The sequence below is a fragment of the Burkholderia sp. BCC1977 genome, from assembly GCF_905339595.1.
Lineage (GTDB): Bacteria > Pseudomonadota > Gammaproteobacteria > Burkholderiales > Burkholderiaceae > Burkholderia.
In genome coordinates, this window is record NZ_CAJPGQ010000008.1 from 61989 (window position 1) to 77066 (window position 15078).

Genomic DNA, 15078 nt, shown 5'->3' on the forward strand with positions numbered 1-15078 from the left:
AAAACGATACGTTACTCGGCGACGCGGCGTCAAACCATTTGTTCGGAGGATTCGGCCGGGGCGCGCGCGTCGATCCCGCGGCGGCACCCGGCCGGGCCGGCTCATGCGTCGTGCTTGCCGTCCATCTCCGCGCGCAGCCGCGCTTCCTGTTCCTGCAGCTCCGGCGTGAATGCCTCGCCGAAGTCCTCGGGCGAGAAGACCTGGCGGATCTCGATGTCCGATTCGGTCGGCATCGGGTTCGGGCAGCGCTTGACCCATTCGACGGCTTCTTCCATCGAATTCACCTGCCACAGCCAGTAGCCGGCGATCAGTTCCTTGGTCTCGGCGAACGGACCGTCGATGACGGTCCGGTCCTTGCCGGAGAAATGCACGCGCTTGCCGCGCGAACTCGGGTGCAGCCCTTCGCCGGCGAGCATCACGCCGGCCTTCACGAGTGCCTCGTTGTACTGACCCATCGCGGTCAGCAGTTCGGTATCGGGCATCGTGCCCGATTCGGAAAAGGCCGTGGCCTTGACGATCACCATGACGCGCATTGTTGCGACTCCTTGAACGGGACAGGGGAAATCCGCGATCGGCCGGCCGTGCGGACGGCAAATCGATCGGTTACGACACTACGACGCGTGACGATTGCGCGAATCGACATCGCGCGCAAAGAATTTCGATGACCGATTCCAGTGCAGGCCGATCGTGCGGCGGCGCGCCGGAGCCGCCGGTCAAAACTGGTATGCTGATCAGCATTACGTTCATGTGGAGGGCGCCATGGCAACGAAGGAAATCTCGAAGAAAAAGTACCTGAAGATTCTGAACAAGCGCCTGCGAGCCGAGCCGGATGCGCCGGCCGGCGCGTCGTTCGTGTTCTTTCCGCTCGGCGCGAAGGCCAAGCATGCGACGGGCGTCGTGTCCGGCGAGCCGCGCAGCAAGCGCGAACTCGCGGTGATGGCGGCGATCCAGAGCAAGGCGTCCGCCGAATTCGTCGTGACCGGCGCCTGACCGGCGACGGGCAGCCGGCGGCGCGCACGCGGTAGCGCGTGCGCTACGCCGCGGCCGCTTCGCAATGAGCGATCACACCGGCGATCACACGCGGAATGTCGTGCGTGATCGCCGGGCCGTGCATCGGCAGGATGATGTCGAGATCGAGCGCCTGGATGCGGCGCAGCGCGCTCGCGAAGTGCGCGAGCGACGGCAGGTAGTCCGAGCGCGTGATCGCGTCGAGGATCGCCGGCAGCGGGTCGTCGGTCTCCTCCCTGCCGAAGCGCATCAGGATGTCCGACGACAGCAGTGCCTTGTACGCCGGCAGATACACGACGAGCGCATCCCACTGATGCACGTGCTTCGTGAAGACCGGCACGACGTCAATGCCCGACAGCGTCGCCGGCTCGCCGTCCTTCAGTGGAACCGCGCGCACGCCGAACAGGTCGGCAAGCCCCCATGTACACATCGGATGTCCGTACGCGACGAGCGCCGGGTTGGCCGCGAGGAAATCGGGCAGCGCGCCCATTTCGTCGGCCTCGAAGTGCGGGACGATCACGCTGCCGACCATCGACGGCGCGATGCCGACGGTGTCGAGCGCCGCGCTCAGTTGCGTGAAATTGGAACGGGTGCCCGTTTCGACGCACAGCACGCTGCCGTGCGGCGATCGTACGAAGAACTGGCTGAAGCTCAGGTTCAGCGTGTCGACGTAGGACGTGGCGCGAAACAGGCCGTCGCGGACGACGTCGATTCGGGAGGCGCTCATCGGGGATCCTCGCGCAGGGAAGGGAGCGGGCGCCGCGCCGCCCGCGCACCGCGCGTTGCAGTGCGGCAGACGGCGGCAGTCGATCTTCCGGTTCAGTCTAGCAGCGCTGCCCCGGATCCGCGAACCGGGGCGCCCCCGCGGCGCGCGGCGCGTCAGTTCTTCAGCTTGTAGCCGGTGCGGAACATCCACGCGACGATCGCGAGCAGGATCGCGAGAAACAGCGAGGTCGCCGCGAGGCTGATCCCCACGTGCACGTCGGCCAGCCCGTAGAACGACCAGCGGAAGCCGCTGATCAGGTAGACGATCGGGTTGAACAGCGTGACGATGCGCCACGCGGGCGGCAGCATGTCGACCGAATAGAAGCTGCCGCCGAGGAACGTGAGCGGCGTGATGATCAGCAGCGGCACGAGCTGCAGCTTCTCGAAGCTGTCGGCCCAGATGCCGATCACGAAGCCGAACAGGCTGAAGGTGATCGACGTCAGCACGAGGAACAGCACCATCCAGAACGGATGCAGGATGTGCAGCGGCACGAACAGGCCGGCCGTCGCGAGGATGATCAGCCCGAGCAGCAATGACTTCGACGCGGCCGCGCCCACATACGCGATCACGATCTCCCAGTACGACACGGGCGCGGACAGGATCTCGTAGATCGTGCCCGTGAAGCGCGGGAAATAGATGCCGAACGACGCGTTCGAGATGCTCTGCGACAGCAGCGACAGCATCACGAGGCCCGGCACGATGAATGACCCGTAGCCGATCCCGTTGACGTCGCTGATGCGCGAGCCGATCGCCGAACCGAACACGACGAAGTACAGCGACGTCGAGATCACCGGCGCGATGATGCTCTGCATCAGCGTGCGGCGCGTGCGGGCCATTTCGGCGCGGTAGATCGCGCGGATGCCGTGGAAATTCCAGTTCGCCATGTGCGTTACGCCCCTTGTACGCCGTTGCGGCGGTTGTCGATCAGGCTGACGAAAATGTCCTCGAGCGAGCTCTGCGTCGTATGCAGGTCGCGAAAGCCGATGCCGGCCGAGCCGAGCGCGTTGATCAGCTTCGCGATGCTCGCGTCGTCGCGCTGCGAGTCGTAGGTGTAGACGAGCGCGGCGCCGTCGTCCGCGCGTTCGAGCCCGAACGCGGCGAGATCGGACGGCACGGTCGCGAGCGGATGGTCGAGCTGCACGGTCAGCTGCTTCTTGCCGAGCTTGCGCATCAGTTCGCGCTTCTCTTCGACGAGCACGAGCTCGCCGCCGAGGATGATGCCGATCCGGTCGGCCATTTCCTCGGCTTCCTCGATGTAGTGCGTGGTCAGCAGGATCGTCACGCCGCTTTCGCGCAGCGAGTCGACCAGCTTCCACATGTCGCGGCGCAGTTCGACGTCGACGCCGGCCGTCGGCTCGTCGAGGAACAGGATGCGCGGCTCGTGCGACAGCGCCTTCGCGATCATCACGCGGCGCTTCATGCCGCCCGACAGCGTCATCAGCTTGTTGTCGCGCTTGTCCCACAGCGACAGTGCCTTCAGCGTCTTCTCGATGTGCGCGGGATCGGGCGCCTTGCCGAACAGGCCGCGGCTGAACGACACGGTCGCCCAGACGGTTTCGAACGCATCGGTCGTCAGTTCCTGCGGCACGAGGCCGATCATTTCGCGGGCCGCGCGGTATTGATCGCGGATATCGTGGCCGCCGACCGTCACGCGGCCTTCGGTTGGCGTGACGATGCCGCAGATCGAGCCGATCAGCGTGGTCTTGCCCGCGCCGTTCGGCCCGAGCAGCGCGAAGATCTCGCCGGGGCGGATGTCGAGGGTCACGTGCTTCAGCGCCTGGAAGCCGGACGCGTAAGTCTTGGAGAGGTCGGAGACGGAAAGGATCGGTTGCATGCTCACGGATGGCACGGCCGGTCGGTCCGACGCCGCGCGCCGCGCGTGCCCGGTGCCGCCGCGGCGAAGCGGCCGGTGTCGGGTGCGGCATGGCGAACGGGCGTCATGTCGAACGGCGTTGTGGTGCGGGATCGCAGGACCGCCATATTAGCAATCGGAAGATGGAAATGCATTTCGAAGGAAAGGAGATGTGATGCCGGCGCCGGATTTGCATGAAATGCGTGCGATCGATTCAATAAAGTGGTGCTTTATTGGAATCGGTTGAACAATGCGCGCGGTTTTCGGGCGATCGGACGGCGATCGCGCTTGCGCGTCACGGCGGGGCGGGCGGCCGGCGACTGTGCTGCCCGATCGGCGCCGCGCCGCGCCGTACCGGGACGGCGTGCGCCGCGCTCGCGATAATGCGTTCCTCTCACGTTCCCGGAGCGGTGCGCATGTCTTTGATCGATTTCAAGTCCGTCGCGGCCGCGCAGGCCGTTGCATGGCAATCCACGATCGTCGGCGAAGTCGGGCCGGCCCGCATCAAGGTGCTGCGCATGGACGCGCAGCCGTACGAAGCGGAAGTGCACGACTACAACGAAGGGCTGCTGGTGCTCGACGGCAGGCTGATGCTCGAAGTCGACGCGCGGACGGTGGTGGTGGAGGCCGGGCAGATGTATCTCGCGGCCGCCGGCACGCGCCACGCGGTGCTGCCGGGCAGCCACGGCACGCTCGCGATCATCGACGTGTAAGGTTGCGCCGCGGCATGCGTGTGGCCGCCGGCGGCCTGTCCGCCGGGCCGCGCGCGGGTTGACCGCCGTCATTCAAACGCGCGTCATACAGCTCGGGTATTTGTCTGAGCAAATAAATTGAAGGCTGTTTGAAAAACTGTCAAACATCATGCACGCACTAGGATCGCGCGGTTCGGCGCGTTTGGAACTCTGCATCCATTTACTTGTGCGTATCGTCCGATCATAGTCTCGACAAACGACGCATCACGATAACGAATCAAGCGTACGTATGGAGACCACACCATGAGACGCCCATCCGAGGGGCCAGCCGGACTGCCGTTTCCCTGCTTTTCGCCGGACGCGGGCGCGACGCGAGTCGCGTGCCTGCGTCATCGCATCGCGTTGCCGCTGTAGCGACGCTCCCCATTCCGTTTCGATTGCTCCGATGGCGCCGTGCCGCATGACGGCGCTGCCGGATGGCGCTTGCCTGCCGCGGCGGTCCTGATCGCATTTGCCTGACCGGCAACGCGGCGCGCATTGCGCGCATCGTCATGCGCCGCGCGTCGTCGCGACGGCGCGATACCAACCGGCGGGCCACGCAGCCCGTCCGGGCGAGACTTGTCGTACCTCAAAAGGAGGGGTTGATGTTTTGCATTCCTGAATGGCGGAAGGCGATCCTGTCGTGCGCCGTGCTGGCGCTGCCGTTCGTCGCCGGTTGCGGCGGCGGCGACGATCCGGGCCCGATCAACGTGCCGCAGTGCTCGGGCAGCGCATGCGGGCCGAGCGGCGCCGAAACGACGCCGCCCGTCGTGACGAAGCTGTGTCCGGATTCGCTCGACTACACGACGACCTACACGGGCGGTTCCGGCAGCGGCGAATACGTGAAGGTGAAGTTCGATACGACGAAGCTCACCTACCAGATGCAGTTCATCGAGTCGTCGGTGCCGACGTCGGCGGGGCAGGTCAACAACACGCGTGCGGGCCTGACGATCAGCGGCGCGTTCCACCATCCGGCCAATCTGCCGACCGCCGAGCAGAACCGCTGCGCGTTCGTGCTCGACAGCGGCGCGACGAGCGACGGCGCGTATGCGGTGACGATCAATCGCGCGGACCCGCCGATGCTGTTCGTCGGCAATGGAGTGGTCGGCGGCGGGATTCCGGGCGCGACGATCGCGTTCGCCGGTCTCGAGCCGTTCCCGGGTCTCGTGCTCGGCACCGTACCGTCGCGTACCTTCGATTTCTATCCGTTCATCGGCTTCACCGACACCGAAACCGACTTCACGAAAGTCGCGGGCAACTACACCGAACTCGGCATCCACCTGTCGCCGGTCGGCGGCAGCGCACAGAGCAGCACGGGGGCCGTCGGCTGGCAACCCGATGTCGTCAACTGGAACCAGACGTTCAATGCCGATGGCTCGTGCACCATCACGGCAGGCAGCGACTACTCGTGTCAGACGACCGGGACGCCGTGGGCGTTGCGCAAGAACACGGACGGTTCGTCCGACAACGTGTTCGTGAGCAACGCGGTGGCGAACGCGGGCGGCACCGTCGTGTATCCGTTCGCGGGGCAGGGCTCGGCGATCGTGATTGCGGCGCCGAGCCAGGCGAAGGGCATCATGATCGTCGGCAAGCTGAACGGCGTGCTGGTGCCGATCGTGATCCGCGTGGGCTACACGCATATCGACGCGAGCAACCTGCTGGCGTCGGTCGCCGATGCCGAAGTGGGGATCTCGATGCTGTCTCGGACCACGGCCGTCGGGGCCAATTCGCTGAAAGGCGGCTTCATCGGTGCAACGAGCGCGTCGGCGTGCGGTGTCGTGGCACCCAGCACCGCGACGTTCGCGATCGCGACGTCGGGGCCGAGCTTCAACAACAACATCCCGCATCCGGATCTGCCCGGCACCTTCGACGGCACCTTCTTCCTGGCACAGGCCGGCAGTTGCAACGACGGCACCGCCGTGTCGACGATGGCCGCGAACTACACGTCGACGCTGTTCCAGGGCGCCACCGCGGCGTTCATCGACCCGCAGACGTCGTCCGTCACGTCGCAGTTCGCGCTCGACTACACGCAGGCCACGCCCGGCAAGATCAAGGTCACGGCCTCGCAGGATTTCAACGCGAAGGGGGCGAACGGCAACGTGGCGATCTTCGGCAAGGGCGACACGGGCTGGCTCGTGACGGCCGGGAACGTCTACGCGATGGTCGTCAACAACAACAAGGTCAACCCGTTCTTCACGGTCGGCGCGTTCGTCCAGTAACGGCGGACTGAACCCGGAACACCGGCGGCGCACGCGTCGCCGCCGGCGAAGCGAAATTCAAGAGGATTCCTATGAATGTGAAGCATTGGATGGCCGCGGCGTCGCTCGCGCCCGTGCTGGTTGCCTGCGGCGGCGACGGCGACCCGCCGCCCGCGCCGGTGGTCCGGCTGTGCCCGCAAGCCATCGACTACAACACGGTGTTCATCGGCGGGTCCGGTTCGGGCGAGCTCGTGAAGGTGCAGCTCGACACGACGAAGATGACGTACCGGATGACCTACCTCGCGTCGCCGGTGCCGACCACCGCCGGCACCGTGCAGCCGACGCGCGACACGGCGCCGGCCAACGTCGTCGACGGCACGCTGACCGACGAGACGGGCCTGCCGACCGTGAAGCTGAACCAGTGCACGTTCCGGATGCAGAACGCGAGCCTCGACCCGAGCCGGCCGGCTCGCCTGTTCCTCGGCGAAGGCGTGCTGGGCGGCGCGATTCCCGGCGCGACGATCCAGTTCGACGGCGTGATCGGCGTCGGCAGGATTCCGAAGACGACGTTCCCGTACTACCCGTTCATCAGCTTCTCGTCGCTCGAAACCGATCTGTCGAAGATCGCCGGCACGTACAACCAGCTCGGCTACCACCAGGTGCCGTCGCAGAACTTCCAGCCGGTGGCGCTCGACCAGCAGGTGACGATCCACGCGGACGGCAGCTACGTCGAGACCGACAACTTCGGCAAGAAGAACGGCGGGCAGCCGCTCGCGTCGAGCGCGACCGTGAACCAGCCGTTCACGCTGCGCCCGGATGCGCCGGCGTTCCAGTCGCTGAACTACCAGCCGCAGATTCCGCCGACGCTTGCCGCGCTCGATCCGGCGAAAGCCGGCAAGGGAATCATGATCGTCGGCAAGCTGCGCAACCAGCTCGTGCCGGTCTTCATCCGCACCGGTGCCGCGAACGCGGACCTCACGCAGGGCCCGCCGAGCGCCGACGACGAGTCCGGCATCTCGTTCCTGGGCCCGCAGGCGGCGATCGCGCCGGGCTCGCAGAACGGCGAGTACACGGGCGTCGACAGCGCATTCAACTACCGCGCGACCGCACTGGTCGGCGCGCAGGCGACGCTGCTCGATCCGTTCAACGCGTCGCAGGCCGCGCTCACGCGTGCGCTGAACCTCGATTACACGCAGAAGGTGCCGGGTGTCGTGACGACCGTGCATGCCGATGCGGCGTCGGGGCCGGCGACCGGCAAGTTCGTGTTCACCGGCGGCGTGTTCGGGTTCCTCGACATGGCCGATACGAGCAATCCGTACTTCACGGTCGGCGCGTACGTGCAGTGACCGCGCGTGGATGGAGACACGGCGGCGCCGCGTGCAGGTGCGCGGCGCCCGGACAGAATGAGGGGGAGACTCGATGAAGAAGCTGATTGTCGCGGGAGTCGTCGCAGGCGTGTCGACGCTCGCATCGGCCCAGCAGGCGGGCGACAACGTCGCGACGCTGGGCTGGCTGCACATCATGCCGCAGGATTCGACCAACGGGCTGACGACGAATCTCGCCAGCATGCCGATCAACGGGCCGCTGCGGCTGCCCGGATCGTTCACGTCGCCGGGCACGAGCCTGACGGTCAACAACGCCGATACGGTCGGCCTCACGCTCACGCACTTCTTCACCGACCATATCGCGGTGACGTCGGTGCTCGGCGTGCCGCCCGAGTTCACGCTGACCGGGCACGGCGTGATCCGGCCGCCGGGCCCGGCCGGCTCGCTCGGCAGCGTCAACATGGACAACCCGTCGAACCAGCCGGCCGTGAAGAACGCACGGCAATGGAGTCCGACGATCATTCTGCAGTACTACTTCAATGCCCCGACCGCGAAGTTCCGGCCGTTCGTCGGGATCGGCGTGGCCTACAGCTGGTTCAGCAACATCGAACTGAACGGCAACTTCGCGAAGGACATCAACGAGAACCTCGGCAGCGTGCTCGCGGCCGGCGCCGGCAAGCCGGGGCCGACGTCGGTGGAGGGCAAGGCATCGTCGTCGTTCACGCCGGTCTACAACGTCGGCGCGAGCTATGCGATCGACAAGCACTGGGGGCTCACGGCGACGCTGACCTACATGCCGCTGAAGACCTACTCGTCGCTCGTGATCAAGGCCGCCGACGGTTCGACGCTCGCGACCACGCGCACGCGGCTGAAGGCGGATCCGCTGATCACGTTCGTCGGGATTTCCTACAAGTTCTGAGCCGTCCGGCGCGCAGCACGCGCGCCGGCGGCTTCCTGCGACCGAGCGGCCGGGCCAAGCCGGCCGGGGCGTCGCGTTCCTGGCGGGGTACCGCCATTTGTGAAGAGAGAGGGGGCAGTTCAAATGAGCATTCGCAAAATCGTATCGCTTGTTGCTGCAGTGGCATTCACCGCGGTGTCGGCCGCGCCTGCTTTCGCCGTGACCGTTTCGCGTGCCGACGGGCACGCCATGAACCCGAATGGGGAGCCGTTCTCCGCGACGGGCCTCACGGTCCTGGCCAAGGGGACGATCAACGCGACGTGCAACGCGACGTTCAACGGCACGATCTCCTCGACGGGTATCGTCAACATCACGTCGACGACGTTCACGGGCGGCGCGACGTGCGGCCTGATCAGCGGCAGCGCGACCAGCGCGGCGCCGTGGACGGGGCAGGCCGACAGCATGACGCAGTTGTCGATCAACAACGTGAAGGTGAACGTCACGCTGCTCGGCACCTGCGGCCCGAGCAAGGTCGTGACGACGTGGAGCGATCCGAACTCGTCGCTGACGTTCAACAACTCGGTGCTGACGCCGGACTGTACGGTCAGCGGCACGGTCGCCACGTCGCCGAAGTTCCACGTGCAGTAAGCGTCGTGTGATCGAGGCCGGGCGCCCGCCATGGACGAGGGCCGTGCAAGGATGCGCGGCGGGCGTTCCGGTTTCGCGATGCATTCGCGTCGTCGCGCGTATCGGCGTGACGACCGGCTGGCCGCCTGCTTCGCGATCCGGGGCGGGCGGCCATGCAGGGGGCCGGTGCGACGCACCGTGCCGCCTGATCAGGACGACACAAGACAATCATTACGGACCACCCATGCTCACCGACCCAGCGAAGTATGGCGATGCCCGCGGTGCGACGCCTGACCGGCTGCGCACGGCCGCGTGGCTGCAGTACCTGATCGAACATCTGAACGAAGCGTCTTGCGTGGCGACCGACGACGCCGGTGCAACGGTGGTCCTGCCGTCGCGCGCGGCACGCGTGCGAGCCGGCGTGAACCTGTCGCACGAAGCGATCGCCGTGCTGCACGAACTCGCGCCGTGGCTTGCTACGGACGGCGGCGGTTGCGCGTGCGATGCGACGGATCCGCTCGGCGCCTGCACGCACGTTCCCGACACCCGGCAGCTCGCGCACGCCGAGTGGCGCTGCCCGGGGTCACGCGCGGTATTCGACGCGGCGCACGGCTTCATCGATGCGTGGGCCTTCGACGATCCGAACGACGGCTGGACCGCGCTCGAGCGGATTGCCGGCGGCGTCGCACCCGGCGGCGAAGAGGCCGACGCGCCCGAAGGGCGAGAACCGCCCGAGAACGACGAAGCGCCGCTTGCGAAGAACCTGAGAGAACGACACGCGGCCGTCGTGGCGGCCTGCGTGGCGCCGTCGGCCCGCCCCGGGGCGATCATCGACGCGATCGTGCTGCGCGTCTGCGGGCCGCGCGACGATGCCGCGCGCCTCGACGAGATGGCCGCGCTCGCGATGTTCTGCGCGGAGCTGGCCGCCGGGAAGGGGATTTCCTTCGCCGCGTACGGCGGCCGGCACAATCTCGTTGCGCGCGCGATTCGCGAACGACGCACCGATCTCGCGTCGGTGGACGGCCTGCTGGCGGCGGTGTCCGTGTGCCGGCTCGACCGGCTCGTCGGCGCGGGCAGCTTCTGGGCGTATTACCTGCTGGCGGGCATCGTGATCGCGGCGCCGGACAGGGTGCGCGAATTCGCACGCTGCTTTCACGGCGACGCGTGGCAGGCGTGGCTCGATGAAGCGCTCGCGTGGCCGGCGGTCGGCCGCTTCGGGATGAAGGAGGACAGCGCGTTCGAGCGTCTGCGCGGTGCGATGAGCCTGACGTCGCGATCGAATCCGATCGTGCGCGCAAAGCGCGTGCGGCCGAGCGTGGCGGCGATCACGCGCTTCAGTACGGGCGGCGAAAGCGTCCGCTGAAATGAAAGACGGCTCGCGGCGAAACCGCCGCGAGCCGTGCAGGGTGCTGCTGCCGCGCCCGGGGAAGGGCGCTGGCGCGGTTACGCCGTTTCCGGCTGCCGCACCGCCTTCGCGATATTCCGCGCCATCGCGCCGTTCGCGACGAAGTAAGGCACGTCCACGCGCGCAAGCGGCTTGCGGCCGCGGATCTTGTCGGCGATCTTCTCCGCGATCATGATCGTCGGCGCGTTCAGGTTGCCGGTCGTGATGATCGGCATGATCGACGCATCGACGACACGCAGCCCTTCCAGCCCGTGCACGCGGCCTTCCTCGTCGACCACGGCCATATCGTCATAGCCCATCTTGCACGAGCACGACGGATGGAACGCGGTTTCCGCGCGGGCCCGCACGAACGCGTCGAGTTCCTTGTCGCTCTTGCAGTCGGCGCCCGGGTTCAGCTCGCGGCCACGATAGCGGTCGAGCGCGGGCTGCCGCATGATCTCGCGCGTCGCGCGGATCGCATCGCGGAACTCGCGCCAGTCGAGCGCTTCGGCCATGTAGTTGAACAGGATGCTCGGATGATCGTTCGGATCGCGCGAGCGCAGTTTCACGCGGCCGCGGCTCGGCGATCGCATCGACCCGACGTGCGCCTGGAAGCCGTGCATCTCGATCGCGTTCGAGCCGTTGTAGTTGATCGCCACCGGCAGGAAGTGATACTGGATGTTCGGCCAGGGATCGTCGTCGCGCGTGCGGATGAAGCCGCCCGCCTCGAAGTGGTTGCTCGCGCCGAGGCCGGTGCCGTTCAGCATCCATTCGAGACCGATCTTCGGCTGGTTCCACCACTTGAGCGCCGGATACAGCGACACCGGCTCCTTGCACTCGTACTGGATGTACATCTCCAGGTGATCCTGCAGGTTCTGGCCGACGCCGGGCAGGTCGAGCACGATCGGGATGTCGAGTGCCTTCAGCCATGCGCCGGGGCCGACGCCCGAGCGCTGCAGCAGTTGCGGCGATGCGATCGCGCCGCTGCACACGAGCACTTCGCGGCGCGCATGCGCGGTCGCGCGCTCGCTGCCGCGCAGGTACGTGACGCCCGACGCGCGCTTGCCGTCGAACAGGATGCGGTCGGCGAGCGCGTGCGTGACGATCTCGAGGTTCGGCCGCACCTTCGCCTGATCGAGGTAGCCGCGCGCGGTGCTCGCGCGGCGGCCCTTCGGCGTGACGGTGCGATCCATCGGGCCGAAGCCTTCCTGCTGATAGCCGTTCAGGTCGTCGGTGCGCGGATAGCCGGCCTCCACACCTGCATCGACCATCGCCTCGAACAGCGGATTCACGCCCGGCTTGCTGGTCGTGACCGACACGGGGCCGTCGCCGCCGTGATAGTCGTTCGGGCCGACGTCGCGCGTCTCGGCCTTCTTGAAGTACGGCAGGCAGTCGAGATACGTCCAGTTCTCGAGCCCCTTGTGCGTCGACCAGTTGTCGTAGTCGAGCGCGTTGCCGCGGATGTAGCACATCCCGTTGATCAGCGACGAGCCGCCGAGCCCCTTGCCGCGGCCGCATTCCATCCGGCGGTTGTCCATGTGCGGCTCGGGGTCGGTCTCGTAGGCCCAGTTGTAGCGACGGCCCTGCAGCGGATAGGCGAGTGCCGCCGGCATCTGCGTACGGAAGTCGAAGCGGTAGTCGGGGCCGCCCGCTTCGAGCAGCAGCACCGTGACATTCGGATCTTCCGTCAGGCGCGTCGCGAGCACGTTGCCCGCGGAACCGGCGCCGCAGATGATGTAGTCGTATTCGCGTGTCGTCATGACGGGGTATCTCCTATCGTTCTCAAAACACCGGGTTGTAGCGGCCGAGCTCGACCTGTACCGACTTGATTCGAGTGTAGTGTTCGAGCGTCGTGATGCCGTTCTCGCGTCCGACACCGGATTGCTTGTATCCGCCAACCGGCATCTCGGCCGGCGATTCGCCCCACGTGTTGATCCAGCAGATGCCGGCTTCGAGGCGGTGGATCGTGCGGTGCGCGCGCGACAGGTTCTCGGTGACGACCCCGGCCGCGAGGCCGTAGTGCGTGTCGTTCGCGCGGGCGATCACTTCGTCCTCCGATTCGAAATCGAGGATGCTCATCACCGGTCCGAAAATCTCCTCGCGAACGATCTTCATGTCGTCGCGGCAGTCGCCGAACACGGTCGGCGCGACGTACTGGCCGTTGCCGAAGTGGCCGTCGGTCAGGCGCGTGCCGCCCGCGAGCAGCTTCGCGCCTTCGGCCTTGCCGCTGTCGATGAAGCCGAGCACCTTGTCGAGCTGCGCGGCCGACACGAGCGGGCCGAAGTTGGTGTCGGCATCGGTCGGCTTGCCGACGCGAATCCGCTTCACGCGTTCGAGCACGCGCTGCGTGAACGCGTCCTTGACCGAGCGGTGCACGAACACGCGCGTGCCGTTGGTGCAGACCTGGCCCGAGCTGAAGAAGTTGGCGGTGACCGCGATGTCGGCGGCGCGGTCGAGGTCGGCATCCTCGAACACGATCAGCGGCGACTTGCCGCCGAGCTCCATCGTCACTTCCTTCAGCGACGATGCGCCGGCCAGCGACATCACCTTCTTGCCGGTTTCGACGCCGCCCGTGAACGATACCTTCGCGATGTCCGGATGGCCCGTCAGCAGCGCCCCGACCGAGCCGTCGCCCTGCACGACGTTGAACACGCCGGCCGGCACGCCGGCTTCCGTATAGATTTCCGCGAGCTTCAGCGCGGTGAGCGGCGTGACTTCGCTCGGCTTGAACACCATCGCGTTGCCGGCCGCGAGTGCGGGTGCCGTCTTCCAGCAGGCGATCTGGATCGGGTAGTTCCATGCGCCGATGCCCGCGCACACGCCGAGCGGCTCGCGGCGCGTATAGACGAACGACTCGGCGCGCAGCGGCACCTGCAGCCCTTCGATCGCGGTCGCGAGGCCCGCGTAGTACTCGATCACGTCCGCGCCGGTGACGATGTCGACCGCGAGCGTCTCGCCGATCGGCTTGCCGGTGTCGCGCGTCTCGATCGCCGCGAGCTCGTCGTTGCGTTCGCGCAGCAGGTCGACCGCGCGCCGGAGGATGCGCGAGCGCTGCATCGCGGTCATCGCGGCCCATTCGCGCTGGCCTTCCCGCGCCGATGCGACCGCGCGGTCGACGTCGGCCGCGCTCGCCTGCTGCACCTGCGCGAGCAGTTCGCCGGTGGCGGGATCGAAGGTGTCGAAAGTCTTGCCGCTGGTGGCGTCGACGTAACCGCCGCCGATGTAGAGGCGCTGCAAACCGTATACGGACATGAGGATCTCCTTGAGGGCGACTGCGTGACGCGTCAATCGGACGCGAGCAGCAGGTCGATGTAATCGTGGGCGAGCTTCGTTGCAGCCCGGGTGTCGATCGGGCCGCCGGCGAGTGCGCCGCGCAGCCACAGGCCGTCGATCAGCGCGGCCAGGCCGCTGGCGGCTTCCCGTGCTTTCGCGCGCGGCAGCGCCTTGGCGAATTCCGCGCACAGGTTCGAATGGAGGCGCCGCGTGTTGACGTGCTGCAGGCGCTTGAGCATCGCGTCGTGCATGCTCTGCGACCAGAACGCGAGCCAGGTCTTCATCACCGGCGCGCTGACCTGCGTGTCGTCGAAGTTCGCGGCGACGATCGCGCGCAGCCGGGAACGCGGGTCCTTGCGTGCCGCGACGCGGCGGCGCGTGGTGGCCGTCCACAGATCGCGCAGCACGTGCCGCATCGTGGCTTCGAGCAGGCCGTCCTTGTCGCCGAAGTAGTGGCTGACGATGCCCGTCGAGATCTTCGCGCGCTGCGCGACCGATGCGAGCGTCGTGCCGGGCAGGCCGGCTTCGTCGATCGAGCGCAGCGTCGCGTCGATCAACTGTGCGCGACGAATCTCCCGCATTCCGACTTTCGGCATCGCGACTCCTTCGCCCGGACGGGCCGTTCCTGGAAGTCGAGAGCTTAGCGGTTTTTTATTGATCGTTCAATCAACAAAAAACAGGGGTCCGACGGTAAATGGAGATGCCGTGGACCGCAACCGATGTTGCGGCTGAGATTGTGCAGGTGCGGAAAATGGAATTGAAAGGAGGTTAAATAATTTTAAGTTTGTTTAAAACGATTTCGATAAAGGCGACGCAATGGTCGCGAAAGTTTCCCGATTCGATTTATTACACGACGAAAGAATGTCGAGCTATGTGACATTCTTGAAAATCCGGGAATTCGAATGTCGGGCGCCGGCCTCGGTAATTTCCGGAAATACGTTTAAATCGGTCGACTGAATCTTTTTATCATATTGAATTTAAAGGAAAATATTGTATTTCTTCGCTGATCCGAGACT

General features: G+C 66.4%; 14 protein-coding genes. 7 read left to right on the forward strand and 7 right to left on the reverse strand.

Annotated features, from left to right (window positions below):
- Positions 1 to 101: 101 nt before the first annotated feature.
- On the reverse strand, positions 102 to 533 hold the full coding sequence (locus U5771_RS09425) for a YciI family protein (protein WP_322023698.1): 432 nt from the start codon (positions 531 to 533) through the stop codon (positions 102 to 104).
- Between the two features lie 226 nt (positions 534 to 759).
- Here U5771_RS09425 and U5771_RS09430 point away from each other — a divergent pair, with 226 nt between their 5' ends.
- The gene (locus U5771_RS09430; RefSeq protein WP_322023699.1) at positions 760 to 990 is read left to right on the forward strand and encodes a hypothetical protein; all 231 of its coding nucleotides are present in this window, start codon (positions 760 to 762) and stop codon (positions 988 to 990) included.
- 43 nt (positions 991 to 1033) lie between these two features.
- Here the strand turns inward: U5771_RS09430 and U5771_RS09435 are convergent, their stop codons facing one another.
- The 3 genes from U5771_RS09435 to U5771_RS09445 all read right to left on the reverse strand — a co-directional run bounded on the left by U5771_RS09435 (position 1034) and on the right by U5771_RS09445 (position 3608).
- Positions 1034 to 1735: an MBL fold metallo-hydrolase gene (locus U5771_RS09435; RefSeq protein ID WP_322023700.1), complete on the reverse strand. Its 702-nt coding sequence runs from the start codon at positions 1733 to 1735 to the stop codon at positions 1034 to 1036.
- Positions 1736 to 1887: 152 nt separating this feature from the next.
- A complete protein-coding gene (locus U5771_RS09440; RefSeq protein ID WP_059534134.1) occupies positions 1888 to 2658 on the reverse strand; it encodes an ABC transporter permease in 771 nt (256 codons plus the stop codon).
- 5 nt (positions 2659 to 2663) lie between these two features.
- Positions 2664 to 3608, reverse strand: coding sequence for an ABC transporter ATP-binding protein (locus U5771_RS09445; RefSeq protein WP_322023701.1), 945 nt, complete (start codon positions 3606 to 3608; stop codon positions 2664 to 2666).
- Positions 3609 to 4042: 434 nt separating this feature from the next.
- On the opposite strand from U5771_RS09445, the gene U5771_RS09450 reads away from it, so the two are divergent.
- The 6 genes from U5771_RS09450 (at position 4043) to U5771_RS09475 (ending at position 10768) form a co-directional block, all read left to right on the forward strand.
- Positions 4043 to 4339 carry a cupin domain-containing protein gene (locus U5771_RS09450; RefSeq protein ID WP_322023702.1) on the forward strand — a complete coding sequence of 99 codons (297 nt, stop codon included), beginning with the start codon at positions 4043 to 4045 and terminating at the stop codon, positions 4337 to 4339.
- 623 nt (positions 4340 to 4962) lie between these two features.
- Positions 4963 to 6576, forward strand: a complete 1614-nt coding sequence (locus U5771_RS09455; protein WP_322023703.1) for a DUF2957 domain-containing protein — start codon at positions 4963 to 4965, stop codon at positions 6574 to 6576.
- Positions 6577 to 6647: 71 nt separating this feature from the next.
- Complete coding sequence (locus tag U5771_RS09460) at positions 6648 to 7901, forward strand: DUF2957 domain-containing protein (protein WP_322023704.1); 1254 nt, start codon at positions 6648 to 6650, stop codon at positions 7899 to 7901.
- Positions 7902 to 7974: 73 nt separating this feature from the next.
- Positions 7975 to 8799 (forward strand): OmpW/AlkL family protein, encoded by an 825-nt coding sequence (locus U5771_RS09465; RefSeq protein WP_059534144.1) that lies wholly within the window; start codon positions 7975 to 7977, stop codon positions 8797 to 8799.
- Between the two features lie 123 nt (positions 8800 to 8922).
- Positions 8923 to 9426 carry an activator protein gene (locus U5771_RS09470; RefSeq protein ID WP_322023705.1) on the forward strand — a complete coding sequence of 168 codons (504 nt, stop codon included), beginning with the start codon at positions 8923 to 8925 and terminating at the stop codon, positions 9424 to 9426.
- A 223-nt stretch (positions 9427 to 9649) separates the two neighbouring features.
- Positions 9650 to 10768: a hypothetical protein gene (locus tag U5771_RS09475; RefSeq protein WP_322023706.1), complete on the forward strand. Its 1119-nt coding sequence runs from the start codon at positions 9650 to 9652 to the stop codon at positions 10766 to 10768.
- Positions 10769 to 10848: 80 nt separating this feature from the next.
- On the opposite strand, the gene betA is transcribed toward U5771_RS09475, so the two are convergent.
- From betA to betI, 3 genes are read right to left on the reverse strand one after another with little or no spacing between them, the layout of a single operon-like run.
- Complete coding sequence (gene betA / locus U5771_RS09480; protein ID WP_322023707.1) at positions 10849 to 12549, reverse strand: choline dehydrogenase; 1701 nt, start codon at positions 12547 to 12549, stop codon at positions 10849 to 10851.
- 22 nt (positions 12550 to 12571) lie between these two features.
- Complete coding sequence (gene betB, locus U5771_RS09485; RefSeq protein ID WP_322023708.1) at positions 12572 to 14041, reverse strand: betaine-aldehyde dehydrogenase; 1470 nt, start codon at positions 14039 to 14041, stop codon at positions 12572 to 12574.
- 32 nt (positions 14042 to 14073) lie between these two features.
- The gene (gene betI / locus U5771_RS09490; RefSeq protein WP_322023709.1) at positions 14074 to 14658 is read right to left on the reverse strand and encodes a transcriptional regulator BetI; all 585 of its coding nucleotides are present in this window, start codon (positions 14656 to 14658) and stop codon (positions 14074 to 14076) included.
- Positions 14659 to 15078 lie beyond the last annotated feature (420 nt).